The organism is Oscillospiraceae bacterium NTUH-002-81 (assembly GCA_032620915.1).
Classification (GTDB): Bacteria; Bacillota; Clostridia; order Lachnospirales; family Lachnospiraceae; genus JAGTTR01.
Genome location: CP136052.1, coordinates 3,269,052 through 3,295,070, shown reverse-complemented (window position 1 = coordinate 3,295,070; position 26,019 = coordinate 3,269,052). Strand labels below are relative to the sequence as shown.

Annotated in this window: 24 protein-coding genes and 1 pseudogene; 22 read left to right on the top strand and 3 right to left on the bottom strand. The window is 54.1% G+C overall.

Going from position 1 to position 26,019, the window contains the following annotated elements:
- Positions 1-7 precede the first annotated feature (7 nt).
- From RJD28_16350 to spoVAD, 13 genes are all read left to right on the top strand, one after another.
- Positions 8-1,384 (top strand): tetratricopeptide repeat protein, encoded by a 1,377-nt coding sequence (locus tag RJD28_16350; protein WNV57738.1) that lies wholly within the window; start codon positions 8-10, stop codon positions 1,382-1,384.
- 210 nt (positions 1,385-1,594) lie between these two features.
- Complete coding sequence (locus RJD28_16345; GenBank protein ID WNV57737.1) at positions 1,595-1,945, top strand: anti-sigma factor antagonist; 351 nt, start codon at positions 1,595-1,597, stop codon at positions 1,943-1,945.
- Positions 1,945-2,439, top strand: a complete 495-nt coding sequence (gene spoIIAB / locus RJD28_16340; GenBank protein ID WNV59659.1) for an anti-sigma F factor — start codon at positions 1,945-1,947, stop codon at positions 2,437-2,439. Before RJD28_16345 ends, spoIIAB begins: the two co-directional genes overlap by 1 nt.
- The gene (gene sigF, locus RJD28_16335; GenBank protein ID WNV57736.1) at positions 2,414-3,136 is read left to right on the top strand and encodes an RNA polymerase sporulation sigma factor SigF; all 723 of its coding nucleotides are present in this window, start codon (positions 2,414-2,416) and stop codon (positions 3,134-3,136) included. Before spoIIAB ends, sigF begins: the two co-directional genes overlap by 26 nt.
- A gap of 126 nt (positions 3,137-3,262) precedes the next feature.
- Positions 3,263-5,467 carry an ATP-binding protein gene (locus RJD28_16330; GenBank protein WNV57735.1) on the top strand — a complete coding sequence of 735 codons (2,205 nt, stop codon included), beginning with the start codon at positions 3,263-3,265 and terminating at the stop codon, positions 5,465-5,467.
- A gap of 246 nt (positions 5,468-5,713) precedes the next feature.
- Entirely contained in the window at positions 5,714-6,004 is a 291-nt protein-coding gene (locus RJD28_16325) for a hypothetical protein (protein WNV57734.1), read from the top strand.
- Positions 6,001-6,654 (top strand): stage V sporulation protein AA, encoded by a 654-nt coding sequence (locus RJD28_16320; GenBank protein WNV57733.1) that lies wholly within the window; start codon positions 6,001-6,003, stop codon positions 6,652-6,654. Before RJD28_16325 ends, RJD28_16320 begins: the two co-directional genes overlap by 4 nt.
- Positions 6,626-7,039, top strand: coding sequence for a stage V sporulation protein AB (locus RJD28_16315; GenBank protein WNV57732.1), 414 nt, complete (start codon positions 6,626-6,628; stop codon positions 7,037-7,039). The genes RJD28_16320 and RJD28_16315 overlap by 29 nt, the downstream gene beginning before the upstream one ends.
- Before the next feature lie 48 nt (positions 7,040-7,087).
- A complete protein-coding gene (locus tag RJD28_16310; GenBank protein ID WNV57731.1) occupies positions 7,088-7,564 on the top strand; it encodes a SpoVA/SpoVAEb family sporulation membrane protein in 477 nt (158 codons plus the stop codon).
- A 176-nt stretch (positions 7,565-7,740) separates the two neighbouring features.
- Complete coding sequence (locus RJD28_16305) at positions 7,741-8,103, top strand: hypothetical protein (GenBank protein ID WNV57730.1); 363 nt, start codon at positions 7,741-7,743, stop codon at positions 8,101-8,103.
- Between the two features lie 27 nt (positions 8,104-8,130).
- A complete protein-coding gene (locus tag RJD28_16300; GenBank protein ID WNV57729.1) occupies positions 8,131-8,775 on the top strand; it encodes a type IV toxin-antitoxin system AbiEi family antitoxin in 645 nt (214 codons plus the stop codon).
- Complete coding sequence (locus RJD28_16295) at positions 8,732-9,304, top strand: hypothetical protein (protein WNV57728.1); 573 nt, start codon at positions 8,732-8,734, stop codon at positions 9,302-9,304. Before RJD28_16300 ends, RJD28_16295 begins: the two co-directional genes overlap by 44 nt.
- A gap of 124 nt (positions 9,305-9,428) precedes the next feature.
- Entirely contained in the window at positions 9,429-10,436 is a 1,008-nt protein-coding gene (spoVAD, locus tag RJD28_16290) for a stage V sporulation protein AD (GenBank protein WNV57727.1), read from the top strand.
- A 119-nt stretch (positions 10,437-10,555) separates the two neighbouring features.
- Here the strand turns inward: spoVAD and RJD28_16285 are convergent, their stop codons facing one another.
- On the bottom strand, positions 10,556-12,034 hold the full coding sequence (locus RJD28_16285; GenBank protein WNV57726.1) for a DUF1846 domain-containing protein: 1,479 nt from the start codon (positions 12,032-12,034) through the stop codon (positions 10,556-10,558).
- A 359-nt stretch (positions 12,035-12,393) separates the two neighbouring features.
- Between RJD28_16285 and RJD28_16280 the strand changes: the two genes are divergently transcribed.
- The 9 genes and pseudogenes from RJD28_16280 (at position 12,394) to RJD28_16240 (ending at position 22,574) form a co-directional block, all read left to right on the top strand.
- Complete coding sequence (locus RJD28_16280) at positions 12,394-12,891, top strand: NAD(P)H-dependent oxidoreductase subunit E (GenBank protein ID WNV57725.1); 498 nt, start codon at positions 12,394-12,396, stop codon at positions 12,889-12,891.
- Positions 12,892-12,921: 30 nt separating this feature from the next.
- The gene (locus RJD28_16275) at positions 12,922-13,293 is read left to right on the top strand and encodes a (2Fe-2S) ferredoxin domain-containing protein (GenBank protein WNV57724.1); all 372 of its coding nucleotides are present in this window, start codon (positions 12,922-12,924) and stop codon (positions 13,291-13,293) included.
- Positions 13,294-13,306: 13 nt separating this feature from the next.
- A pseudogene (gene nuoF / locus RJD28_16270) lies at positions 13,307-15,098 on the top strand (NADH-quinone oxidoreductase subunit NuoF).
- A 12-nt stretch (positions 15,099-15,110) separates the two neighbouring features.
- Positions 15,111-16,859, top strand: a complete 1,749-nt coding sequence (locus tag RJD28_16265) for an NADH-dependent [FeFe] hydrogenase, group A6 (GenBank protein WNV57723.1) — start codon at positions 15,111-15,113, stop codon at positions 16,857-16,859.
- 312 nt (positions 16,860-17,171) lie between these two features.
- Complete coding sequence (locus RJD28_16260) at positions 17,172-17,933, top strand: hypothetical protein (protein WNV57722.1); 762 nt, start codon at positions 17,172-17,174, stop codon at positions 17,931-17,933.
- Between the two features lie 86 nt (positions 17,934-18,019).
- A complete protein-coding gene (gene spoVAE / locus RJD28_16255) occupies positions 18,020-18,376 on the top strand; it encodes a stage V sporulation protein AE (protein ID WNV57721.1) in 357 nt (118 codons plus the stop codon).
- A gap of 154 nt (positions 18,377-18,530) precedes the next feature.
- Positions 18,531-19,958, top strand: coding sequence for an SPFH domain-containing protein (locus tag RJD28_16250; protein ID WNV57720.1), 1,428 nt, complete (start codon positions 18,531-18,533; stop codon positions 19,956-19,958).
- A 31-nt stretch (positions 19,959-19,989) separates the two neighbouring features.
- Positions 19,990-21,270, top strand: coding sequence for a hypothetical protein (locus RJD28_16245; protein ID WNV57719.1), 1,281 nt, complete (start codon positions 19,990-19,992; stop codon positions 21,268-21,270).
- Positions 21,271-21,284: 14 nt separating this feature from the next.
- Positions 21,285-22,574, top strand: coding sequence for a TPM domain-containing protein (locus RJD28_16240; GenBank protein ID WNV57718.1), 1,290 nt, complete (start codon positions 21,285-21,287; stop codon positions 22,572-22,574).
- A 181-nt stretch (positions 22,575-22,755) separates the two neighbouring features.
- Here RJD28_16240 and RJD28_16235 read toward each other — a convergent pair whose 3' ends face one another.
- Both RJD28_16235 and RJD28_16230 read right to left on the bottom strand, forming a co-directional pair.
- The gene (locus RJD28_16235) at positions 22,756-23,568 is read right to left on the bottom strand and encodes a hypothetical protein (GenBank protein WNV57717.1); all 813 of its coding nucleotides are present in this window, start codon (positions 23,566-23,568) and stop codon (positions 22,756-22,758) included.
- A 287-nt stretch (positions 23,569-23,855) separates the two neighbouring features.
- Positions 23,856-25,883 (bottom strand): hypothetical protein, encoded by a 2,028-nt coding sequence (locus RJD28_16230; protein ID WNV57716.1) that lies wholly within the window; start codon positions 25,881-25,883, stop codon positions 23,856-23,858.
- Positions 25,884-26,019 lie beyond the last annotated feature (136 nt).

Below are 26,019 nucleotides of genomic sequence, written 5' to 3'. Positions count from 1 at the left end.
CAGGAACATGAGATGTTTGATGTGCAACGAGCCCATCGCAGAAGAAGATGCCGTGTGCATGAACTGCGGGACGGACTTGCGATTATACAAAAGAATCCTGCACCTTTCCAACAGTTACTATAATGCGGGTCTTTATAAGGCGAGAGTAAGGGATATGACCGGTGCGGCAGACTGTCTGCGGCAGAGCCTGAAGCTCAACAAGAAGAATATCGATGCCCGGAACCTTCTGGGACTCATTTACTATGAGACCGGGGAGACGGTGCAGGCGCTGGCCCAGTGGGTCATCAGCACCAACTATCAGCCGAAGAAGAACATCGCGAACTCGTACCTGAACGAGGTGCAGACGAACAATACGAAGCTGGATCTGGTGGATCAGACGATCAAGAAGTTTAACCAGGCGCTGCTGTACTGTCAGCAGGGCAGCGAGGATCTGGCGATCATACAGCTGAAAAAGGTACTTTCCATGAGCCCCAAGCTGGTGAAAGGCCATCAGCTCATGGCCCTTCTGTACATGAAGGGGGAAGAGTACGGCAAGGCGAAGAAGGCACTGCGCCGGGCGCAGCTGCTGGATACGAACAATACGCGGACGCTGAACTACATGAAGGAGATCATCTCCATTGAGAAGAACCGCCCGGGCGGCGGCAAGAAGCGTTCCGACAATCTCACATACCAGAGCGGCAACGAGCTGATCATCCAGCCCACAGACAGTTACCGGGAGCATTCTGCTTTCTACACGGTGATCAATATTTTCATTGGTCTGGCAGTGGGAGTGGCGCTCATGTGGTTCCTGGTCATTCCGGCCCGTACCCAGAACATCCGCAGTGAACTGAACAAGACAACGGTGGATATGGGAGATCAGATTTCGGCCAAGACGGCTCAGGCGGAGCAGTTGCAGAAGCAGCTGGACGAGGCACAGAAGCAGCTGGATGAAGCCAGGCAGAGCGCGGAAGACCAGAATGCCGGTGTGGATATGTACGATAAGCTGCTGGATGCCCAGAGCCTGTCGGAGGAGGGCAAGAATGTGGAGGCCCGCGAGGTGCTCTCAGAGATCAATGCCACGGTACTGTCTGATAAGGGAAAAGCGCTGTATAACAGCATTTCCGCTGCGGTGGATACGGAGGCCTTCAAGGAGCTGTATGCCAGCGGCAAGTCATCCTATGACAGCGGCGATTACGCGGCAGCGGTGGACAGCCTGAAACAGATCATAGATGTAGATGACACGTATGACAATGGCGGCGCCCTGTATCTGTATGCCCGTGCGTTGCACAGGAGCGGTGACACGGACACGGCGGCCCAGATGTACCAGAAGGTCATTGACAATTACAGCGGAACAAAGAACGCAACGGATTCCCAGCGGTATCTGGAGGAGATCCAGGCACAGTAAGGGATGCGCTGGCTGATTCCTGTGGATAAATGGGCAGCGGTAAGAAACAGAAGAGAAAATGATATGAAGATACAGAGGAGAAACCTCCAGGAAGAGGCTGTCTTCGGGTAGAAATACCCGGGGGCGGTCTTTTTTTGTAAACAGTTCAGCCATGTTTGAACAATTTCACGGCGGGACAGGAATAAAAAAATAGAAAAGGGGGAATCCTATATGGAAGGAAAAAAGGAAACGGCACAGACGGATATAGACGCAGGCAGCTGCACGGTGGATCGGACGATCCTGTATGTCCGGCTGCCCCGGGAGCTGGATCACCACAACGCGGAGGCCGTGCGCAGACAGGCGGACCGGATGCTGGAACGGTTTATGATCCTGCGGCTGGTGTTTGATTTTCAGGATACGGAGTTTATGGACAGCTCCGGCATCGGCGTCATCATGGGGCGATACAAGAACATCCATTTCCTGGGCGGAACGATGGCGGTGGAGCACGTGAATCCCCGGATGGAGCGGATGCTGCGCATGGCGGGCGTGTACCGGCTGATGGAAAGCAGGGAGGGAGAATGATGAAAATGGAGGGACTGGAAATGCAGGGGGAACAGATGCGGCTGGAATTCGAGAGCCGGTCAGAAAATGAAAAATTTGCCCGCATGGTGGTGGCGGCATTTATGCTGAAATGCAATCCCACGGTGGAGGAGCTGGAGGATGTGAAGACTGCTGTGTCGGAGGCGGTGACCAACTGTATCATTCACGGCTATGAGAATGAGATACATACGATCCGGCTGACAGCGGCGCTGGACGGCGCCTGGCTGACGGTGACGGTGGAGGATGACGGCGTGGGCATCCCGGATATTGAGAAAGCCATGGAACCCATGTATACGACAAAACCGCAGCTGGATCGCTCCGGCATGGGCTTTTCCTTTATGGAAGCCTTTATGGACGAGCTGCATGTGGTGTCCGGGCAGGGGCGGGGCACATCGGTACGAATGAGAAAGAAAATAGGCAGTGACCGGGCAGAGAGCGGGAAAGCATGCGATGGAAGCTGTAACCGTACTGATTGAACAGGCACACAAAGGAGATAAAGAAGCAAGAGATCAGCTGGTGGCCAACAACATCGGTCTGGTGTGGAGCATCGTCCGGCGGTTCCTGAACCGGGGCTGCGAGGCGGAGGATCTGTTCCAGATCGGCAGCATTGGCCTGATGAAAGCCATCGACAAATTCGATACCGGCTACGAGGTAAAATTTTCCACCTACGCGGTGCCCATGATCGCCGGGGAAATCCGCCGGTTTCTGCGGGATGACGGCATGCTGAAGGTAAGCCGGACGATCCGGGAACATGCGGGGAAGGTGCAGAGCGTGCGGCAGCGGCTGCAGGCGACACTGAACCGGGAGCCGACGGTGGGGGAGCTGTCGGCGGAAACCGGGCTTTCGCCGGAGGATATTATGCTGGCGCTGGATTCTTCGGGAGAGGTGGAATCCATTTACAAGACGGTGTACCAGGGGGACGGGGCCTCCATTACCCTCATCGACCGGCTGGAGGAGAAGCGGGATGCCCATGAGGAGGTGCTGAACCGCCTGCTGCTGGAGGAACTGCTGGAGGATCTGGATGGCCAGGAACGGCAGCTCATCCAGCTGCGGTATTTTGAAGAGCGCACCCAGGCAGACATTGCGGCCCGGCTTGGCATTTCCCAGGTGCAGGTGTCCCGGATGGAGAAACGGATTTTGAAGCGGATGCGTTCGCAGGCACTGCGGGAGTAAAAATGGCTATGCAAATATGTCGAAATCAGGTAAAATGAGTAGAAAGAGGAAACAAATGAAGGACGAATGAACCCCGGAAGGGAACGGACAGGAGAAGGAACCCGTCGGGGAACAGAGGAATCTACGATGTGTAAGAGAGAAAACGAAGGAAACGAGCAGCAGAGAGAGCTGGAAGTGGTATTTGCACAGCTGGTGGCCATTGACCGGGCGAGGAACAGCGCCGAGGTGGATCTGGCGGTGAATACCCTCCTGCAGGCCATTGGAGAATATACCCAGGCGGAGCGGACATATATTTTCGAGATGATGGAAGAGGAACGGATCTTTACGAACATTTATGAATGGTGTTCAGAAGGGGTGACTCCACAGATCGATAATCTGCAGGCGTTGACAGCGGATGATATGCCCGTCTGGTACCGGATTTTTCTGCGGGGAGAAAGTATTATCATAGACGATCTGGAAACCGTGAAGGAGAGCATGCCGCTGGAATATGACATCTTGAAAGCGCAGGATATTTATTCAGAGATTTCTTTCCCCATCTGGTATCGGGGCAAGCTGATGGGATTCATTGGTGTGGACAATCCCCGGGTTGCAAAATCCCGGTATTTTCTTAATCTGCTGGCTGTGGTGGGCGGTTATGTGGGCAATGCCTGGGAGAACTTCCGCGTGGCGAGACAGCTGAAGCAGAACAGGGATGCTCTGCAGCAGAATCGCCGGGATCTGGAAAAGGCCCGGGAGGAAGTGACACTGAACAATGAGATCATTTCTGCCATCAGCAAGATTTACGTGCTGATTTTCCGGATTGATCTGGAAAAAGATTACTATGATGAGATTTCCAGTCAGGATGAGCTGCACCGTCTCACCGGAAAACACGGCAGGGCATCTGCGCGGATGCAGGAGATCTGTGACGCCTTCGTGGCGTCCGGTTACCGGGAAAATGTGCGGCAGTTTCTGGATCTGTCCACGCTGGCAGGACGGCTGGGGGAAGAGGATACGGTGGGAATGGAGTATCTGACCCAGGACGGGGACTGGCATCTGGCCCGGTTTATCGTGAAAAACAGGAATGCCGCCGGAGAAGTCACCCATGTGCTCTATGTCACCCGGGTGATCAGTGACACCAAGCGGCGGGAGCAGAGCTGGATCGCCATTGCGGAGGAAGCCAACCGGGCGAACATGGCCAAGACGGAATTCCTTTCCCGGATGGCCCATGATATCCGTACACCCATGAACGCCATTCAGGGATTTACCACCATTGCAAAAGCAAGTCTGAACAATGTTCAAAAAGTGGAAGAATGTCTCCAGAAGATCGAAATTTCCAGTCATTATCTGCGGGAGCTGGCGGATAATATTCTGGATCTGACCCACATCGAGAGCGGACAGATGAAGGCTGCCCACCAGGAAATGCAGCTCACCTCGTTTTTCGCGGAGTTATGTCTGCTGGTGGACGGGATCTGCATCGGCAGAAGCCTGCGCTTTGAGAAATGTTTGCACGATATCTGGTATGACCGGATCGTGGCAGACCCGGTGCTGCTGCGGCAGATCTATATGAATCTGCTGTCCAATGCGGTGAAATACACGTCGGACGGCGGCACTGTGACACTGGAAATGTATGAGGAAATGCTGCCGGAGACGAACCGCATCCGTCTGGTGTCCCGGGTACAGGACAGTGGCATCGGCATGTCCAGAGAATATATGGATGTGATGTACGCCAAATTCAGCCGGGCAGTGGATACCCGGGTCAATCAGGTGCGGGGAAGCGGCCTGGGCCTTTCCGTGGTAAAGGAGCTGACAGATCTTCTGGGCGGACAGGTGCAGGTGGAGAGTGCGCCGGAGCAGGGGACGAAGTTCATGCTGTCCTTCACCTTCCCTTATGTGGACGCAGCGGAGGCGCCTGCTCGTGCGGGGCAGGAGGAAGATGTGGCGGAGATTTGCAAGGGAATGCATCTTCTGGTGGCGGAGGATAACGACCTGAATTATGAGGTGGCTTCGGAACTGCTGGCGATGCAGGGGATTTCCTGCGACCGGGCGGAAAACGGCGCTGCCTGTGTGGAGCGGTTTCAGCATGCGCCGGAGGGCACGTACAATGCCATTCTCATGGACATGCAGATGCCGGTGATGGACGGCGTTCAGGCCACAGAGACGATCCGGCATATGACCCGGCGGGATGCGGTGACCATTCCCATCATTGCCATGACGGCCAATGCTTTTCAGCAGGATGTCGCCAGCTGCATGAACGCCGGAATGAACGGACATCTGGCCAAGCCCTTTGATCTGGCCAAGCTGCTGCCCATGCTGGCGGATGCGTGCCGGCGTCAGGTGAGGACGGAGAAGTAACGGAAATGAAGAAAGGGCGTGAATCCTGAATCGCGGACAGACCGGGAGAAATGAAAGTGATGATCTGACAAGTGGGACAAATCCGGGAGAATGGAATAATGCTGACCAGACGAGACAGGGATAGACCGAACGGAATCAGGCAATCGAACATAAGAAATCGAGAAAAAGAGTAATATGCGCGTATAGTATAAGAAAATGTAGAGAAAATAGGAAAGGAGGGATGGACGAAAGAAAGAAGGAATGCAAATGGGAAAAACGAGATGGAAGAATCTGCTGCTGAGCATGCTTCTGGTGTTGCTGGTGGTGGGGATGCTTCTCTATATCAAGGAGAAGGCCGGGGATACCGGACAGACGGAGGCGACATTAGTGGAGCAGACAGAAGATCAACGGCATCCGTTGAAACAGGAGCTGCAGAATCTGCGACTGCCGGGACGTGGGACAGCTGTTGTCTGTGTGGAAGCCTATGTAAGCAATGACTGTGAGCAGCCGGGGATGATGGTATTTCCGGTCATTGTCTGCACAGGGGGCCTGGGATGAGCGCCGGCACCACCCTGTACCTTCTCCTGGAGCAGAATACGGAGGTTTCCACCAGGGATGTCCGGCTGTCAGACGTGGCGAAAATGGCCTGCACGGACGAACATGCGCTGAACCGCCTGAAAACCATCAAACTGTTTCGCATTCCTTCGGGGAAAAAGTTCCGCAAAACGATGACGGTTGTGGATATCATCGAAAAGGTGCAGGCACTTTATCCGAACATGGAAGTAAATAATCTGGGTGAGACAGACTTTATCGTGACCTATGTGGAACAGGGAAAGGAACATCCGGTGTGGGATTTTGTGAAAACCGTACTGATCAGTGCGGTTATCTTTTTCGGTTCCGCTTTTTCCATCATGGCGTTCAACAACGATATCAACGTGACGGAGCTGTTTGCCCAGGTTTATGAACAGTGTACAGGAGCGGTGTCCGACGGGTACACGATCCTGGAAATCTCGTATTCTCTCGGCCTTTCCGTGGGCATCATCCTGTTTTTCAACCATTTTGCAGGAAAAAAGATCACTATGGATCCGACGCCGCTGGAGGTGCAGATGAAGCAGTACGAGCAGGACGTCAACACGGCGATCATCCAGGAAAACAGCCGAAAGGGGAAAGGAGCGGGCCATGGGATGGACGATTCTGCTGGCGATTAGCGGATTCAGTGCCGGGACAGTGGTGGCGGGCGGCATCTTTGCCCTGATCGTGGGCCTGAAAATCGTGCCCCGGTTCGCTGGCTTTACCCACACCGCCCATCACATGATGCTGTATGAGAGCTGCATCGTGTGGGGCGGAATTGTGGGAAATATCGTGAATGTGTTTCAGATTCCGCTGTACTGCGGGGCGGCAGGGCTGCTGCTCTTTGGGCTGGTGGGCGGTATCTATGTGGGGGCCTGGGCCATGGCGCTGGCGGAGATCGTGGACACGATCCCCATATTTTCCAGACGGCTGGGGCTGAAAGGAGGACTGGGGATCCTGGTGGTGCTCATGGCACTGGGAAGAAGCATCGGGGGGATCCTTCATTTTTACATGCGCTGGTAAAAACAGGAAAAGACGGGCGATCACAAGGACCTGGGGAAAGGAGATCCTATGAAAAACAACAAGCAGCAGTTAAACGAGACAGAGAAGCAGCAGTATGCGGACTATGTGAAAGAGGTGACACCCACCCATAGCCTGTGGATGAACATGGTGCGGGCATTTCTCGTGGGCGGGGCCATCTGTGCCATTGGTCAGGGAATTTTGAGCTACGTTCAATCCTTGGGGTTGGATGAAAAAAGCGCCGGGACATGGACATCCATTGTGCTGGTGCTCATGAGCATCATTTTAACGGGGTTCAATCTCTACCCGTCCATTGCCAAGTTCGGCGGCGCCGGAGCGCTGGTGCCCATCACCGGGTTTGCCAATTCCGTGGCAGCCCCGGCCATCGAGTTCCAGAAGGAAGGGCAGGTGTTCGGCATCGGCTGCAAGATTTTCACCATCGCCGGGCCGGTGATCCTGTACGGCGTGTTCACCAGCTGGGTAGCGGGGCTTTTGTACTGGCTGGGAAAAATGCTGGGGATGGGGTAAATGAAGTTAGAGAATGCTTTGTCGAAGGAAAGACGTTGACAAAGTGGTGATTCATCGAATGTAATGATTTCACCGAATCGGTGAAATGGGTGAATACAGTGAAAATAAATTATACAGAGAAACAATATGTGCAGATTGCAAAGGAACAGTTTTGTCAGGTTGTGAAAGAGGTGCCTATGATTTCAGATATCGAAATTGTTCCTACAGGGCTGCAAAGGGGATTTGGGGATTTTTGTGCGATTCTTCATTTCACAGACAGTGAAGAAACGATGAAATTCTGCATCGAAGTAGAGGCGAGAGGCGAAAGGCGTTTTGTGAATGCCTTTATGCTCATGGCATCGCAATATGCGGATGATTCGTTTTATATACTGATGGCACCCTATATTTCTGAAAGTTCCGCCGAAGCTTTGCGTGAGAAAAAATATGGTTATATGGATTTGTCCGGTAACTGTTATATTTCGGCGAAGCACATTTTTATTTATGTGACAGGCAAACAGAATAAATATGTGGAAGTGCGGACGAAGAAGAATTATTTTTAAAGAAGTGCTTCAGCGGCATCTGAGATCATGCGCACCATTTTAAATGACTACAGGAAAATCTGGCATGTAAAGGAGCTGGCGCAGATGACGGGAAAAGCCATCGGCACGGTTTCTAATGTGAAAGCATTTTTGTATGATCATGCCTGGATCAGGGAGCAGGATGGCGGTTTTTTGCTGTGTAATCCCCGGGAAATGCTCTGTCACTGGGCAAAGGATTATGAGAAAAAAGATGCCAGATGCCTGGAATATTATTCCCTGGATAGCGTGGCGGATGTAGAACGGGCAATCGGCAAATGGAATGCATCACACGGCGCGGCAGCTGTACTGGGTTCTTTTTCTGCGGCTGCCCGGTATGCGCCGACGGTGCGTTACCAGAAGGTATATGTGTACGTGGAGCAACAGGATCTGGAAGAGTTTGTCAAAGATCTGGAGCTGGAACCGGTATCTGTAGGGGGGAATGTGGTTTTGATAATTCCGCACGATGAGACCCCCTGCATGTTTGCCAGAAAGATACATGGTGATCTGGTGACTTCGCCGGTGCAGACGGTGCTGGATCTTCGGAACAGCAGCGGACGGGGAGAGGAAGCCGCAGATGCGGTGATGCAGAAGGAATTTTGTCTACAGGGGGATGATGAGAATACAGAGAGAGGAAAATCTGAAACAGGCGATTGATTACTCGCAGGGTCAGAAGGATGCTGCTTATTGTGTCCTGGGAGAGATCGTAAATCTGCTGGGAGAATTTTCAGATCATATGCGTATCATAGGCGGCTGGGTTCCGGCGCTTTTATATCCGAATGAGGATCATATCGGTTCCATAGATGTGGATGTTTTACTGAATCAGCTGGAGATCCGGCGGGCAGAAAGCTATGAGACGATCAAGCGTCTGCTGGAGAAAAACGGATATCGCAGGCACAGGGAGAAATATTTTACATTTATAAAGACGGTTACCATCCAGGGCATTGATTATGATGTGGACGTGGATTTTCTGTCTGGAAAATATGGCGGCGATGGGAGCAATGTGAGTAAGCATGTGAACGGGATCAAAACACTTCCGGCGACGGGTGGAAATTTTGCTTTTGAATTTCCGCCGGAGGATGTTCCCATTACGTACCGCCGGGCGGACGAGGAAATGTACCGGGTGAAAACGATGTATAAAAAACGGCGGGAAGAGGAAGCGGGCAGGAAGGCGCCGGTCGGATAAAAATTGCATAAGTCGAGATACTAACAACAAAGGATTCTGTAAAAGCAGGATCCTTTTTCTATATACATTTTGAAAAGAAGAACAACGTGAGAACTATGTGAAAAATGGACTTGGAGGGATTTTGATGGAACAGAGCAGAGGAAAACAGAGCATTGCGTTTGCGCATCCGCCCTGTATCGAGAGCAGTGCGTCCGTGGCCGGGAAAAAGGAGGGCGACGGGCCGCTGGGCCATCTCATAGACCTGGTGGATGAGGATCCCCTGTTTGGGGAGGACTCCTGGGAAAAGGCCGAGAGCACCATGCAGAAGGAGGCGGCTCGGATCGCGCTGAAAAAGGCGGGGCTGGAGCCTGCGGATATCCGCTATATATTTGCCGGAGACCTGCTGGGGCAGCTCATCGCCACCTTTTTCGGCATGAAGGAACTGCCCGCGCCGCTGTTTGGGCTGTACGGGGCGTGCTCCACCGCCGGGGAGGCGCTGCAGCTGGGGGCGATGACGGTGAATGCCGGGTATGCCTCCCATGTGCTGTGCGTGGCGTCCAGTCATTTCGGCAGCGCAGAAAAACAGTTCCGGTATCCGCTGGCCTACGCCAATCAGCGGCCCCTGTCGGCCACCTGGACGGTGACGGGCTGTGGTGCCTTCGTGGTGGGAAATACGGGCCGGGTGAGGATCACCGGCATCACCACCGGAAAAATTGTGGATTACGGCCTGCGGGATTCCATGAACATGGGGGCCTGCATGGCACCGGCAGCCGCGGACACCATCGCCCAGAATTTACAGGATTTCGGGCGGACGCCGGAGGACTATGACCAGATCATTACCGGCGATCTGGGAAAGGTGGGAAAGGAGATTCTGCTGACGCTCATGAAGGAACAGGGTGTGGATATCAGCAGGCAGCACGCGGACTGTGGCATCGAGATCTATGACGCCGAGACCCAGGACACCCATTCCGGCGGAAGTGGCTGCGGCTGCTCGGCGGTGACGCTGGGGGCCTATATCCTGGATCAGCTGGCGGAAGGCCGCTGGAAGCGGGTGCTGTTCGTGCCCACCGGGGCGCTGCTGTCCACGGTGAGCTTCAACGAAGGGCAGACCATCCCCGGGATTGCCCACGGGGTGGTATTAGAGACTGCATGACAAACCGCATAATAAAACCCCTGTCAGGAAAGATGATATCATGGTTGCCTACCATCTTTTGACAGGGGGCTTATCACATCTGCCTACCGGTTGATGTTATGTGCCGGTGCATTATGCAATCAATGTAATAATTTCTTTTTTTCGTATTTCGGTTCGCTGGTCAGGTTTACACCCAGTTTTTTGAAGATGTTGATGTCCACCTTGGACAGCAGCACGGAGGTGTGTACCTGGCAGCCACGCAGCTTGGGCAGCTGTTCCATGGCCAGCAGCGCGTTGGGGTTCTTGGAAGCGCTGGAGGACAGGGCGATGAGCACCTCATCCGTGTGCAGCCGCGGGTTGTGTCCGCCCAGATATTTGACCTTCAGGGTGCGGATGGGATCCAGTGCATCCGGGGAGATCAGGTGCATGTCGGCGTCCAGACCGGCCAGCACTTTCAGGGCGTTGAGGATCAGGGCTGCGGAAGCGCCCAGCAGATCCGAGGTCTTGCCGGTGACGATGGTGCCGTCGGAAAGTTCGATGGCGGCAGCCGGTGCGCCGGTGGCCTCTGCCCGGACATTGGCAGCGGATACGACCTTGCGGGCCTGGACGGTGACGGAAGCCTGCTTCATCAGCAGCTGGATCTTGTAGATCTCGTTCTCCGTGCCGGTGCCCTCTACATATTTTTCCTGGGCCTCATAGTACCGGCGGATGATCTCCTGGCGGGAAGCCTCGCAGCATGCCTCATCATCGATGATGCAGTTGCCGGCCATGTTGACGCCCATATCTGTGGGAGATTTGTACGGGCTCTCGCCGAAGATCTGCTCGAAAATGGCGTTGAGCACCGGGAAGATCTCCACATCACGGTTGTAGTTGACGGTGGTCTTGCCGTAGGCTTCCAGGTGATACGGGTCGATCATGTTTACGTCGCTTAAGTCAGCGGTGGCAGCCTCATAGGCAAGGTTCACCGGGTGGCGCAGCGGCAGATTCCATATGGGGAAGGTCTCGAACTTGGCGTAACCGGCCTTGATGCCCCGTTTGTGCTCATGGTAGAGCTGAGACAGGCAGGTAGCCATCTTGCCGCTGCCCGGCCCCGGTGCGGTAATGACAACCAGGGGGCGGGTTGTCTCGATGTAATCATTTTTTCCATAGCCCTCGTCGCTGACGATGAGGGGAATGTTGCCCGGATATCCGGCGATCACATAGTGGGTGTACACCCGGATGCCCAGAAAGGTCAGGCGGCTGCGGAAGCTGTCGGCGGAAGGCTGTCCGGCATACTGGGTGATGACAATGCTGCCCACGTAAAGCCCTTTGGAATGGAATTCGTCGATGAGACGGAGCACGTCCTCGTCGTAGGTGATCCCTAAGTCTCCGCGGATCTTGTTTTTCTCGATGTCGGCCGCGCTGATGACGATGACGATTTCGGCCTGATCCTTTAATTGCAGCAGCATCTGCAGCTTACTGTCGGGATGGAAGCCGGGAAGCACGCGGGAGGCGTGGTAGTCGTCGAACAGCTTGCCGCCGAATTCCAGGTACAGCTTGTTGTCAAACTGGGCGATCCGCTCCCGGATGTGGGCGGACTGTGTCTGCAGGTATTTTTCATTATCAAATCCAATATGCATAAATAAGTACCCCTTTGTTGTAGTTTGTCCTTATTATATAGTATTTGTCCCGGGGAAGCAACGGGCAAAACACTACAGTTCACGCGCGCCATTCGCAAAACCGCATCTGCGATGCTCTCCGCTGCGATGCAGCTCATTTTTGCTCATGAACCGGCGCTCCCTTCATACATTCGTGCAGTCAGATTTTTATGCGAGCATAAAATCTGCCCACAGGAATGTATGAGTGAACTGTATGTCAATTTCTGCGCGTTTGCGGATTGAATTCTTCCAGAAATCGTGGTACGATATTAACAAATTGTTTAATTGAAACCATAAGAAATTTGTGCAAAAAGCATTTGAAAACGTTAGGAGGGCTTTGTGTGAATAAAAAGACGACAGTTCCGTTTCGGGGAACAGATGAACAGAAGAGAAAGCTCCTGGCAGTGATTTCTGAGCTTAAGGATGAGAAAGGTGCGCTGATGCCGATTATGCAGCACGCACAGGAGATTTACGGATATCTTCCGATCGAAGTTCAGAAGATCATTGCTGAGCAGACCGGAATCCCGATGAGTAAGATTTACGGAGTGGCAACTTTTTACTCCCAGTTTAACCTGAATCCCAAGGGTAAATATCAGATTTCCGTCTGTCTGGGGACCGCATGCTATGTCAAGGGTGCGGGGAATATTATGGACCGGGTACAGCAGTATCTGGGGATTGAGGATGGCGGATGTACGCCGGACGGCAAATTTTCCCTGGATTCCTGCCGCTGTATCGGTGCCTGCGGCCTGGCACCTGTCATGATGATCAATGACAAGGTATTCGGCCGTCTGGGTGCAGATGATGTGGACAGGATTCTGGGAGACTATGAGAAAATGTAACCTGGGTGCGGGAAAGGAAGGAAAGCAGTCATGAAGAGTTTAGAAGAATTAAAAGCAATCCGTGACCGGATGAAAAATCAGGTAGAGTTAAGAGATCAGGGCAGTTCCAACATCCGCGTGGTGGTTGGTATGGCTACGTGCGGCATTGCCAGCGGTGCCCGTCCGGTGCTCAATGCCCTGGCTTCCGAGGTACAGAAACGCGGCCTGACCAATGTGACCGTCACGCAGACCGGCTGCATCGGCCTGTGTCAGTATGAACCGATCGTAGAAGTGTTTGAACCGGGCAAAGAGAAGGTAACTTATGTGAAAATGGATCCCGAGAAGGCCGTTGAGGTCGTTGACAAGCATCTGTGCAAGGGCTTTGTCGTTTCCAAGTATACCTTAAGCTCGACAAACTTATAATGGAGGTGGAAATATGTATCGTGCTCATGTATTGATTTGCGGCGGTACGGCATGTACTGTCTCAAACAGCCAGTCCGTCTATGAGAAGATGGTGGAAGAAATCAAAAAAGCAGGCCTTCAGGATGAGATTCAGATTGTAAAGACCGGCTGCTTCGGTATGTGTAAGGTTGGCCCTAACATGGTCGTTTATCCGGATCAGGTTTTCTATACCATGGTACAGCCCGAGGATGTGGAAGAGATCGTTCAGGAGCATCTGCTGAAGGGCAGAGTCGTGAAGAGACTCCTGTTCGATGAGTCCCTGACTGACGGCAATGTAAAAGCATTAAAGGATACCAATTTTTACAAAATGCAGACGCGTATCGCGCTGCGTAACTGCGGCGTCATTGACCCGGAAAATATTGATGAGTACATAGGCCGGGACGGCTATGAGGCACTGGGAAAGGTGCTGACAGAGATGACCCCGGATGAGGTGATCCAGACCATTCTGGACAGCGGTCTCCGCGGCCGTGGCGGTGCAGGCTTCCCCACCGGCCTGAAATGGAAGTTTGCTTCGGGTAATCGCGGGAAAGTGCAGAAATACGTCTGTTGTAACGCGGATGAGGGGTGACCCGGGCGCATTCATGGACCGTTCGGTTCTGGAGGGCGATCCCCACGTGGTACTGGAGGCTATGGCCATCGCAGGCTATGCCATCGGTTCCGATCAGGGTTACATCTATGTCCGCGCGGAGTACCCCATTGCAGTACAGCGCCTGAATACGGCCATCAAGCAGGCAAGAGAGTACGGACTGCTTGGTAAGAATATTTTCGGTACGGATTTTTCCTTTGATATCGAGCTGCGTCTCGGCGCCGGTGCTTTCGTCTGTGGTGAGGAGACGGCACTGATGACATCCATCGAAGGAAAACGCGGTGAGCCCCGTCCCCGTCCGCCGTTCCCGGCTGTGAAGGGTCTGTTCGAGAGCCCGACCATCTTAAATAACGTAGAGACCTATGCCAACATTCCGCGGATCATCCTCCAGGGTGCCGAGTGGTTTGCTTCCATGGGTACGGAGAAGTCCAAAGGAACCAAGGTATTTGCACTGGGCGGCAAGATCACCAACACCGGACTGGTGGAGATCCCCATGGGAACGACGCTGCGTACCGTCATCGAGGAGATCGGCGGCGGCATCCCCAATGGCAAGAAGTTCAAGGCAGCCCAGACCGGCGGCCCGTCCGGCGGATGTATTCCGGCAGAGCATATGGACATCCCCATCGATTATGACAATCTGATCTCCATCGGCTCCATGATGGGATCCGGCGGTATGATCGTTATGGATGAAGATACCTGTATGGTAGATATTGCCAAATTCTTCCTGCAGTTCACGGTAGATGAGTCCTGTGGTAAATGTACCCCGTGCCGTGTGGGAACAAAGAGAATGTACGAGATCCTGGACAAAATCACCCGGGGCGAGGGTACGATGGAAGATATTGATAAGCTGGAAGAGCTTGCTTACTATATCAAGAACAATGCACTTTGCGGCCTGGGGCAGACAGCACCGAACCCGGTACTGTCCACACTCCGATATTTCCGTGATGAGTATGAAGCACATGTCAAAGACCACAAATGTCCTGCCAAGGTATGTAAGGCACTGTTCGATTACAAGATCGATCCGACCAAGTGTAAGGGCTGTACGCTCTGCGCAAGAATCTGCCCGGCACATGCGGTTACCGGCAAGCCCAAGGAACCGCATCAGATCGACACGTCTATCTGCCTGAAGTGCGGCGCCTGCATGGAGAACTGCCACTTTGGCGCAATTTACAGAGACTAGGAGGGACAAGCGATGGGAGAAGTAACAATTAAATTAAACGGAATAGAGCGCAGAGTCCCTGAGGGCATTACCATTCTGGAGGCCGCAAGACTTTTCCAGGTGGAGATCCCCACACTCTGTTATCTGAAAGACATCAACGAGATTGGCGCATGCCGGATGTGCGTTGTAGAAGTAAAGGGTGCGAGAAGCCTGGTGGCTTCCTGCGTTTACCCGGTCAATGACGGCATGGAAGTGTGGACCAACACCCCTACTGTCATGGATTCCAGAAAGAAGACACTGCAGCTGCTGCTGTCCAATCACCGCAAGGACTGCCTGTCCTGCGTGCGCAGCGGCAACTGTGAGCTTATGAAGCTCTGCCGGGAGCTGGGCGTGGATGATACCGAGAAATATGCCGGTGAGATGACACCTTCCGAGCCGGATGAAAGTGCACCGCATATGATCCGCGACAACAGTAAATGTGTGCTTTGCCGCCGTTGTACCGCTGTCTGTGAAAAGGTACAGCATATCGGTGTTATCGGTGTCAACAACCGCGGCTTTGCGACAGCCATCGGTTCCACCTTCGAGATGGGACTGGCTGAGACAAGCTGCGTATCCTGCGGACAGTGTATCGCCGTATGTCCTACCGGTGCCCTTCGTGAGAAGGACAGCACTGCAGAGGTATTTGCGGCTCTGGCAGACCCGGAGAAATTCGTGGTCGTACAGACCGCACCGTCTGTGCGTGCAGCACTGGGCGAGGAGTTCGGCTACCCGATCGGCACCCAGGTAGAGGGCAAGATGGTAACCGCCCTTCGCAGACTGGGCTTTGACAAAGTATTCGACACCGATTTTGCCGCAGACCTGACGATCATGGAGGAGGCCAACGAGTTCCTTGACCGTGTGAAAAACGGCGGAACCCTGCCGCTGATCACCTCCTGTTCCCCGGGCTGGGTAAAATACTGTGAGTATTATTATCCCGACATGATCCCGAACCTGTCCACCTGCAAGTCCCCGCAGCAGATGTTTGGTGCAGTATTAAAGACCTACTATGCAGAAAAGATGGGTATCGATCCGAAGAACATTGTGAGCGTCAGCATCATGCCGTGTACCGCCAAGAAGTTCGAGATCGGCCGTGACAACGAGAACGCTTCCGGTTACCCGGATGTGGATATTTCCCTGACCACAAGAGAGCTGGCAAGAATGATCAGGAAATCCTGCTTAAGCTTCCCTGACCTGGAGGACGGTACCTTCGATCATCCGTTGGGTGAGTCCACCGGCGCAGGCGTCATCTTCGGTGCTACCGGCGGCGTGATGGAGGCAGCTCTCCGTACCGCAGTGGAGACACTGACCGGCGAGACACTGGAGCATGTGGATTTCCAAGCGGTTCGCGGAACTGCAGGCATCAAGGAAGCCGAGTACGACGTGGCAGGCATGAAGATCCGCGTGGCAGTTGCCTCCGGCCTTGGCAATGCCCAGACCCTTCTGGACCGTGTGAAAAACGGTGAGGCAGATTATCAGTTCATCGAGATCATGGGATGCCCCGGCGGCTGCGTAGATGGCGGAGGACAGCCCATCCAGTCTCCGGATGTGCGCAGAAGAGTGGATGTGAAAGCAGCCCGTGCGAAAGCCCTGTATAATCTGGACGCTTCCATGACCTACCGGAAGTCCCATGACAACCCGGCCATCAAGAAGCTGTACGATGAGTACCTTGGCATGCCAGGCAGCGAGAAGGCACATCATATCCTGCATACCAGCTATGTCAAGAGAGAGGTCTATGACATCTAACAACAGTTCAGCCATACGATGCATATGGCTGGGTGCCGTGCTTGCACGGAAGGCCAGCTGTATCATCGGATGAGGTGAGCGCCCGCAGATGAGCAGAAATGAGCTGCGCAGCGGCGGAGAGCGCAGTTATGCGCGGTTCTGCGAATGGGCGCGCCTGAACTGTTATTATACAACTGCATATGATAATGAGAAGAGGCACCCCGGGAGTTCCCTGTGGATGCCTCTTTTCGATATTCAGGAAATCTTAAAATGACATTCCTCTCCATTTATGATAGGATAGAAGTTAGAAAACAGTGACAGGAGGAATGCCGGATGTTTGATCTGATTATACTGTTAATTGTCATAAAAATTATCATCAGTGTGGCGAACCGGAATAAAACAGGGAAGAAGAAAGATGCTTCTGCCCGCCCCAATGAGCCAAGAAAGCACGGGTTTGGCGGCTTTCCCTTTGGAAATGCCAGAGAATGGGCATCGAAGCGGATGCCGGAGGCGGAAGGGCTGACGAGACATACCGCTTCGCGCAAAGAACCGGCGCCGGAACCGGAGATTTTAAAACGGGTGAACCAGCAGATCAAAGGCACGGACGCCAGCGCGGCAGATCTGGAGACGTACCGGAGACTGCTGGAGCGGCAGCAGTGTACGGATATCCGGGAGATTGCAAGGCAGATGAACTGCACCATGTACCAGGTTATCCATGAGATCCGGGATTTTCAGGAGTTGGGATATTTTCAGGGAGCGGTCATTGACGACAGCAACTATGTGATCCACTATCCGGGAAAAGAACGGCCGACACCCCGGGCAACTGCCGGAAAAGGGGAACGCAATGCCGCAAGGGAAGCCGTCCGTCAGGCGGCATCGGAGCCGCCCATCTGCGCGGTGACCGGAAAACCGGAGAGTGCATCCGGACACGGCCATGGGGAACCGTGGGAAGAGCGGCGGCTGGATCCCAGCCAGATCGGCAATGGCTATATGACCATGACGCCGGACTACCGGATCACGTACATGACCATGCCGGAGCAGGGGATGCCTATTTCCTACAATACGATCCCGGAATACCCGGAGAACGAGGCGTGAGGCAGTGTGATATTTACAATACATATACATAATAAGTGTTATTCCGGGGAATCCTGTTGTCAGCAGCAGGAAAGGATGGGATAGCGATGGATTATGTAACTGCATTCTGGGTTGGCGGCCTGATCTGTGCGGTGGTGCAGATTCTGATGGAGAAGACGAAAATGATGCCGGGGCGGATCATGGTACTGCTGGTGTGCACCGGCGTGGTGCTGGGCGCCATTGGCATCTATGAACCTTTTGCCAGATTTGCCGGAGCCGGGGCAACGGTGCCGCTGTTGGGCTTTGGCAATACGCTCTGGAAAGGCGTGATGGAAGGAGTACAGAAGGACGGGATGCTGGGCATCTTTACCGGTGGTCTGACGGCCAGCGCGGGCGGCATCTGTGCGGCGCTGGTGTTTGGGTATATCGCGTCGCTGATCTGGCAGCCCAAGATGAAGCGGTAAATTTCCAGGCAATGGTGCGCGTCATGCACAGGAAAAGCATTTGCCAGGGCGGAATGCCAGAGAAAATGATCGTGATATGTAAAGTGCAGGAATAAAATGTGATAATGGCGGGCAAACAAGGCTGCCCGCCGGAAAAACAGGAGGATGGAAGCGTATGGGACTGATAAGAGCTGCGAAAAATGCTGCAAAAGGAGTACTGGCGGATCAGTGGAAGGAATACTTTTACTGTGAGGCGCTGCCTGCGGAGGTGCTGGCGGTGAAAGGTCAGAAAAAAGTGCGGGGACGTTCCGCAAACAAGGGAAGCGACAACATTATCTCCAACGGTTCCGTGATTGCTGTGGCGGAAGGCCAGTGCATGATGATCGTGGAGCAGGGCAAGGTGGTAGATGTGTGCGCGGAGCCCGGCGAGTATACATATGACATTTCCAGCGAGCCGTCTCTTTTTGTGGGAGACGGCCTGGCAGACAATTTTGTAAAAGTATTTGAAAATATCGGCAAGCGGTTTACCTTCGGCGGCGAGGCCCCCAAAGATCAGCGCGTGTACTATTTCAATACGAAAGAGATCACCGGCAACAAATACGGAACGCCGTCTCCGGTGCCTTTCCGGGTGCTGGACATGAGAGCGGGCATTGACATGGATATTTCCATCCGCTGCTTCGGAGAATACAGCTATCGCATCGTGAACCCGCTGCTGTTTTATACGAATGTATGCGGCAATGTGGCGGAGGCGTATGAGCGCGGCCAGCTGGACGGCCAGCTGAAAACCGAGCTGCTGACGGCGCTGCAGCCTGCCTTTGCCCGGATTAGTGAGATGGGCATCCGCTATTCTTCTCTTCCGGGACATACGACAGAGATCGCCAATGCGCTGAATGAGGAGCTGTCGGCCAAATGGCGGGATGTCCGGGGACTGGAGATCGTCGCTTTCGGCGTATCTTCGGTAAAGGCAAACGAAGAGGATGAGCAGATCATCAAGGAAATGCAGCGGGAGGTGGCTTACACCGATCCGGCCCGGGCGGCAGGTGTGCTGGCCAGAGCCCAGGCGGAGGCCATGAAAGCGGCTGCTTCCAACACCAGCGCAGGTCCGGCTATGGCATTTATGGGAATGGGAATGGCCGGACAGACGGGCGGCATGAACGCCCAGGCACTGTATCAGATGGCCCAGGAGAACCGGCAGGCCCAGATGGCAGGCGGCCAGTTTGCCAATGCAGGGCAGCCCGGCTCCATGGCAGGCGCCGGACAGATGCCCGCGGGAGGCAGTGCCGGAATGCAGGGCAATGGCGGCCAGGCATCCGGCGCAGCTGCGGATACATGGAACTGTTCCTGCGGTCAGACCGGAAATGTTGGAAAATTCTGTCCTTCTTGCGGCCAGCCGCGCCCGGTACCTGTAGATGCAGGCTGGGTGTGCAGCTGTGGTGCTATCAATAAGGGAAAATTCTGCTCCGAGTGCGGCAAACCCAAGCCGGCAGGCGTGCCCCAGTACCGGTGTGACAAATGCGGCTGGGAGCCGGAGGATCCGGCACATCCGCCGAAATTCTGCCCGGAGTGCGGAGATCCGTTCGACGATGGGGATATCATCGGATAAATTTTCCAAAGGGAAGGAGTAAAAAGCAGCTATGGCAGAACAGGTGACCAATTACCAGTGCCCGGCCTGCACAGGGCCGCTGCATTACGATGGAAGCATCGGAAAATTGAAATGTGATTACTGCGAATCGACTTACGAGGTCGCGGAGATAGAAGCACTATATAAAGAAAAAGAAGAAGCTGCGGCGAAGGCTGCAGAGGAAGAAAAGAAGAAACAGCAGTCAGAGCTGAGAGTAGGTGTCGGTCTGTCCAGGGAGAATGCGGAGAGTGTAGCGGAAAATGAGCAGACTATGGCGGATGGAGAGAAGGCAGAGGGTCAGCCAGCACGGGCTGGTCAGCAAGCAGGAGATCAGGCTGCATCGGAGAATCAACAGGCGGAAGAAATGTCCGACAATGGCGACTGGGACACCTCCGGTATGGAGCAGGGCTGGGGCGCGGACGCCGAGGGCATGAAGTCCTACACCTGTCCCTCCTGTGGCGCAGAGCTGATCTGTGACGCCACCACGGCGGCAACCTCCTGTCCGTACTGCGGCAATCCCAGCATCGTGCCGGGGCAGTTTTCCGGTATGTTAAAGCCCGACTATGTGATCCCCTTCAAACTGAGCAAGGAGGATGCAATCAAGGCGCTGAAAGCCCATTACAACGGGAAACCTTTCCTGCCGAAGGCTTTCAAATCGAAAAACCATATTGAGGAGATCAAAGGCGTTTACGTGCCGTTCTGGCTGTTTGACGGCAAAGCGGAGGGAAACATTACATACGAGGCGACCCGTACCCGGGTGTACCGAAGCGGCGATTATGAAGTGACAGAAACCGATCATTTCCATGTGTATCGTGCCGGTTCTCTTTCCTTTGAGCGGATTCCGGTGGATGCGGCGTCCAAAATGCCCGATGATCATATGGATTCCATCGAACCCTTTGACTATTCGGAGCTGAAACCGTTTTCTACAGCTTATCTGCCCGGATTTCTGGCGGATAAATACGATGTGTCCGTGGAGGACAGCCAGGAGCGTGCGGATCGCCGCTGCCGGGAGACGCTGGAGAATTCCCTGCGGGATACGGTGCACGGCTATACGTCCTGTGTGCCCATCACGAAAAATATCCATCTGAAACGGGGAAAAGTGCACTATGCGCTGCTTCCGGTGTGGATGCTCAACACGAAATGGGACGGAAAAGATTTCCTGTTTGCCATGAACGGGCAGACGGGCCGGCTGGTAGGCGATCTTCCCATCAGCTGGGGAAAATGTTTTGGAACGGCAGCAGCGATCATTGCTGTGGTGACGGCGGTTCTCACAACGCTGTTCATGCTTGTATAGAGGGGGGTGGGCATATGAAAAAGAAAATGGCAGGAGCCATGGCGGCTCTTCTGATGTTTGCTGCTTGTCAGATGCCTGCCTTTGCTGCAGAGGTGCCGGAGGGCGGAACAGACTATGGTTCGTTTTATGACGAAACAGGTGTGATGAATACCGAAGTCCTGCAGGAGTTGGGTGAGGTAACCCTTCCCTCCGTAGGGGGTGCTTACGGAGTGGATCTTCGGGTGGATGTGCTGGACTACGCGGACGGCAAGGAGACCATGGAAGAAATGGCGGCGCGCATTTATGAGGAATACGGGTACGGTTATCCCGATACGCTGGATGGTATTTCCCTGACGCTGCTGCTTGGCACGGATGGGGACAGTTATACGCTTCCGGAGGGAAACTGGATTGTCTATGGAGCCGGAGAAGATCAGCAGCTGATGGAGACGATTGCAGCGTCTGTGTCGGAGCAGGTGGCGCCTTATCTGACGGAAGGGGCCTGGGACGGCGATCTGGCCAGCGATCAGGCAACCCTGGAGCAGGCAGTATCCGCCGTGAGCGATGCTGTGCAGCAGGCCTGTGAAGACAACGGCATACAAAAAGCCGGAGCCCTGTTAAACTATGTGACAGACGTGGCGGGCCTGCTCAGCGATGAACAGCTCCAGACGCTGGAGCAGAAGGCACAGGAAGTGTCAGAGCAGTACAACTGCGGTGTCTATGCTGTGACCGTCGATGACTATCAAAATTATGACGATTCCGGCGTCTTTGACACGGCAGTGGCCGTTTATCACGGCTGTAATCTGGGAGAAGGCAGCGACCGGGATGGTATCCTGTTGCTGTTGAGCATGGCAGACCGGGATTACGCCATGTTCGTTTATGGCCCCTTTGCCAATGAGGCTTTCAATTCCTATGGCCAGGAGCAGTTGGAACAGGTATTTCTGGACGACTTTGCCGATAATGACTGGTACAACGGATTCACGGATTATATCGAAAACTGCGCATCCTACATGCAGCAGGCCGTGGACGGCATGCCGGTCAGCGAGCCCGGCCCCAGTCTGCTGGGCAGCCTTGGCCTGGCCTTTGGCATCGGCTGCGTCATTGCCCTCATCGTGTGCGTCATCATGTGCTTTATGATGAAATCTGTGGCTCCCGGAACCAGCGCCCGGGCCTATGTGACACCCGAGGGACTGCATCTCACCGGCCAGCGGGATCAGTTCACCCACAGAACCCAGACCCGCAGAAAAATTGAAAAAGACCCGCCCAGCGGCGGAGGCGGCACCAGCCACAGTGGCGGGGGCGGCTCCGGCAGGAGCGGGAAGTTCTAAACCCGTTCAGCCATGCACGCTGGGACGGAGAACGCTGCGTCAAGCTTGCTTGTAAGCAGCGGAATCTGTCCTGGCGTATATGGCGCCCGGCCATGAGCGAGAACCTTAAGCTGCGTCAGCAGCGGGGAGGGTGCGCAGAGCACCCGGGGTTCGAGCTTTGGCATGGCTGAACGGGTTATTATTATGCATTTTCTTCTTTTCTTAAAAAATATTTCACAACAACAATTCCCACCACAGCGACAATTCCTATATACACATAAATGAGAAAACTTTCCGCAGTGCTTTTGCTTGTCCCCCAGCTGTCGTTGACATTGTCATCCCGATACTGGTCTGTCACATCATTTCCATTTTTATCCAACAAAACCACCGCGTCGGTGAAAATTCCATTTGTCTCGCTGGTAGACAGTCCCAGCTCTTCTGCAAAGCTTTTTCCTTCAAAAATCCAAAGAAAATCCGGCTCCGTGATAGCAAATGTTTTTTCTGCTGTTTTCGCTTCTTCATTTTCCTTTGTCCATACCCGAAAAACAAGGCGGACAGAGGCGATCTCCTGACAGTTATCGCCGACAAGAAAGAAATGTTTGTTGTCCGCATTTCCACTTGTCCACAGATTTCCCGTCCATATACCTGCCGTGTACGGGAAGGGCGATTCCGAGGCATCCATGGGACGGTATTTTCCGTTGATGCCCCGCTTCATGGTGAGGATGCCGTGTACATGATCGGCATTGTCTGCGGCGTAAGCCACATACAAAAACTGACCCTGGACGGCAGATCCAATGACGCGCAGAGGGCTGTCCGGAGCGATGCCCTGTGTGGCATCGGTGTCATCAGGGGAAGGCACATAATCCTCTACGGCCTGCTGGAGGCCTTTGGCCGTGTTGGCATAGGGAAATGTCATGGCGTACAGCCGCACGATGCAAAACAGGCAGAGCAGAAAAGCCAGCGCTGCGGCGACGAGACGGGAACGTTTTACCTCTTTTAGATCAGAAAAATGCATGGGAGCCCTCCTTTTATCCATGATTTACCGGTGTTGTTTTTTCATATGATATACAAAAGAATAGCATAAAAGAGAAGGAGAGACAATCGGAATCAGTCCCGGCTCGATGAGGACTTTTCAATCAAAAACGCCAGACAAAACGGAGGAAAATCCGTCTGCTCTGCCTGACGATAGAAACGATACCTGTTGATTGTTCCGTACTTCGTACTCCCACAATCAACCCCAATATTCGCATATCGCGAAGCTTACGCTTCGCTTTTATGCTCATATCGGGGCGGGGCATAAAGTCATAAAACTGCACTTCCGTTTACATATAACTGGTATCCGTTGGCATTGATCTGGGACAGGTCGCCGTCAAAGGAAGTGATATAGCTGTCGCCGGTGAGTGTCCAGGTGGAAGAACTATCCAGCGTTACGTTGACTTCTCCGGCGTCCCCGGTGCTGTTGATGGTGCCTGTGAATGCACTGCCGTCGGATAAGGTCATGTCCAGTGTGGAAATGTCATCCACGGTGATGTTGCCGTCCATGGTCTGGCTGGATGTGGTGAGCACAACATCTCCGCCGTTGGAGCCGCTGGTGCCCCAGCCTCGGCTGCTGTTATTGCCGGCAATGGTCAGCAGCTGGTCGTTGGCGGTAACCAGTTTGGTGTCTTTCAGGGAAATGGTGCAGCTGGTGTTGGTCACGTAGAACAGGTCACCGGACAGAGAGGTGATGCTGCCGCCGTCAGAAGAGAAGCTGGCCTCACCTATGGCTGCATCACCGGACATGCTCTGATAAATCATCACAGCATGCAGGTTATCTTCGTCACTGCCGCCGTTGGAGGTGGTCATGTTGCCGGTAACGTCGCAGTTCTCCAGAGCGATGGAGTTCTTGCCTTCAATAACCAGACCCTCGGAGTTGTTGGCGGTAAGAGTGGCATTTTTTACGGTGATATCTGCGGTACTGTAAACAGCCGGGCTGCCCACGCCGCTGGTGGTATACGTGCCGCCGTCCACATTGACGGTGCCGCCGCCCCGGTCACTGCGGATAGCCGCGGAGGAATCGCCCTCCGTGTCCACAGTCAGATTGCTGGCAATGGTCGTGCCGCCGCCGGTGGTCTGGATACCGCCGGAGTTGCGTTCTGTGGTGTGGATGGTGGAATCAGAGATGGTCACTGTGGTGCCCTCTCCATAGCTGAATACCCCGTTGCCGTTGATGGCGGAGGTATTTACTGTGGCCCCTGTGATCGTCACGTTCGCACCGTTCAGTGCCAGAAAACCGGCATTCTGTCCGTAGAAATCGCCGTCCTCCGTGTTAGAGGAATTGCCGCCGGTCTTTTCAATAGTCACGTTGTTGAGAGAGGCCGTCACTCCGTCTGCCCGCAGGGCGTTCTCATCATCACCGGAGGAGGTGTACGTTTCACCGGAGACAGAAGCATTGTCCTCCAGGGAAGCAGCGGCGGTGCCGTTGGTCACCTCACCGCTGCCGCCGAATCCACCGCCTGCCTGCAGGTTTTTCACGGTGATGGAAACGGCCTGGTTGTTGTCGTCCAGTTCCACCTCGATGACCTGATTCTCAGCCAGATCATCCAGAGTGCCTTCCTGAGAACCCTGCTGGAATTCTACGGTGATGGCCGTGTCGTCTGTCACCGTAAAGGTCACTGTTTCATCGCTGGCTTCAAAGGAAGAGCCGCCGGGCATCTGCCCGCCAGGGCCGTCGTTGCCGTCAGAAGGTGCCTGCCCGCCAGGGCCGCCGTTGCCATCGGAAGGTGCCTGCCCATCGGGAGCGCCGCTGTTGTCGGAAGAGTCGCCGTTTGCATTGTCACCATCGGGCTTTGCAGTAGCCTCGCCGGAAGGAGCCTGGCCGCCGGGAGCCCCATTGCTGCCAGAGGAACCGTTGTCACCATTAGGCTTCGCGGGAGCCTCACCGGAGGGAGCCTGGCCGCCGGGAGCCTCATTGCTGTCAGAGGAACTGTTGCCGTCATCCGGTTTCGCGGGAGCTTCACCGGAAGGAGCCTGGCCGCCAGGAGCCCCATTGCTGTCAGAAGAACTGTTGCTGTCATCCGGTTTTGCGGGAGCTTCATCGGAAGGAGCTTCGCTATTGGAAGCATCATTGCCATCGGGCGCCTGGGCAGTGGTTAAGGTACCGACTGTGGCAGTCACGGTGGAACCGTCAATCTTTGTGATCTGTGCGGTCACAGTATTGGCCTGTGCCTCCGCTTCCTGGGTGGAATTCTCTGTGGTGGAACTGGAAGAGCTGGTTCCGGAGCAGCCATACAGTACCATAGAAGCAGTTAATGTGAGACAAAGAATGGAAAAAAGTTTTTTGTTTTTCATAAGCGTAATTCCTTTCGTTATATGAGAGATGGTTGTTATTTCTTTTGTTGAGACCATCATAAAGGGAAGCTGTGAGGAAAATGTGAGCAAAGTTTGACAATTATGGGTGCACGTGTTATGGTACCTTTATCTTTTC

Bases quoted from the DNA above. Each gene is read 5' to 3' on its own strand.
- RJD28_16350 (WNV57738.1), top strand. From the start codon at position 8: ATGAGATGTTTGATGTGCAACGAGCCCATCGCAGAAGAAGATGCCGTG.
- RJD28_16345 (WNV57737.1), top strand. From the start codon at position 1,595: ATGGAAGGAAAAAAGGAAACGGCACAGACGGATATAGACGCAGGCAGC.
- spoIIAB (WNV59659.1), top strand. From the start codon at position 1,945: ATGAAAATGGAGGGACTGGAAATGCAGGGGGAACAGATGCGGCTGGAA.
- sigF (WNV57736.1), top strand. From the start codon at position 2,414: ATGGAAGCTGTAACCGTACTGATTGAACAGGCACACAAAGGAGATAAA.
- RJD28_16330 (WNV57735.1), top strand. From the start codon at position 3,263: ATGTGTAAGAGAGAAAACGAAGGAAACGAGCAGCAGAGAGAGCTGGAA.
- RJD28_16325 (WNV57734.1), top strand. From the start codon at position 5,714: ATGGGAAAAACGAGATGGAAGAATCTGCTGCTGAGCATGCTTCTGGTG.
- RJD28_16320 (WNV57733.1), top strand. From the start codon at position 6,001: ATGAGCGCCGGCACCACCCTGTACCTTCTCCTGGAGCAGAATACGGAG.
- RJD28_16315 (WNV57732.1), top strand. From the start codon at position 6,626: ATGGGATGGACGATTCTGCTGGCGATTAGCGGATTCAGTGCCGGGACA.
- RJD28_16310 (WNV57731.1), top strand. From the start codon at position 7,088: ATGAAAAACAACAAGCAGCAGTTAAACGAGACAGAGAAGCAGCAGTAT.
- RJD28_16305 (WNV57730.1), top strand. From the start codon at position 7,741: ATGATTTCAGATATCGAAATTGTTCCTACAGGGCTGCAAAGGGGATTT.
- RJD28_16300 (WNV57729.1), top strand. From the start codon at position 8,131: ATGCGCACCATTTTAAATGACTACAGGAAAATCTGGCATGTAAAGGAG.
- RJD28_16295 (WNV57728.1), top strand. From the start codon at position 8,732: ATGATGAGAATACAGAGAGAGGAAAATCTGAAACAGGCGATTGATTAC.
- spoVAD (WNV57727.1), top strand. From the start codon at position 9,429: ATGGAACAGAGCAGAGGAAAACAGAGCATTGCGTTTGCGCATCCGCCC.
- RJD28_16285 (WNV57726.1), bottom strand. From the start codon at position 12,034: ATGCATATTGGATTTGATAATGAAAAATACCTGCAGACACAGTCCGCC.
- RJD28_16275 (WNV57724.1), top strand. From the start codon at position 12,922: ATGAAGAGTTTAGAAGAATTAAAAGCAATCCGTGACCGGATGAAAAAT.
- RJD28_16265 (WNV57723.1), top strand. From the start codon at position 15,111: ATGGGAGAAGTAACAATTAAATTAAACGGAATAGAGCGCAGAGTCCCT.
- RJD28_16260 (WNV57722.1), top strand. From the start codon at position 17,172: ATGTTTGATCTGATTATACTGTTAATTGTCATAAAAATTATCATCAGT.
- spoVAE (WNV57721.1), top strand. From the start codon at position 18,020: ATGGATTATGTAACTGCATTCTGGGTTGGCGGCCTGATCTGTGCGGTG.
- RJD28_16250 (WNV57720.1), top strand. From the start codon at position 18,531: ATGGGACTGATAAGAGCTGCGAAAAATGCTGCAAAAGGAGTACTGGCG.
- RJD28_16245 (WNV57719.1), top strand. From the start codon at position 19,990: ATGGCAGAACAGGTGACCAATTACCAGTGCCCGGCCTGCACAGGGCCG.
- RJD28_16240 (WNV57718.1), top strand. From the start codon at position 21,285: ATGAAAAAGAAAATGGCAGGAGCCATGGCGGCTCTTCTGATGTTTGCT.
- RJD28_16235 (WNV57717.1), bottom strand. From the start codon at position 23,568: ATGCATTTTTCTGATCTAAAAGAGGTAAAACGTTCCCGTCTCGTCGCC.
- RJD28_16230 (WNV57716.1), bottom strand. From the start codon at position 25,883: ATGAAAAACAAAAAACTTTTTTCCATTCTTTGTCTCACATTAACTGCT.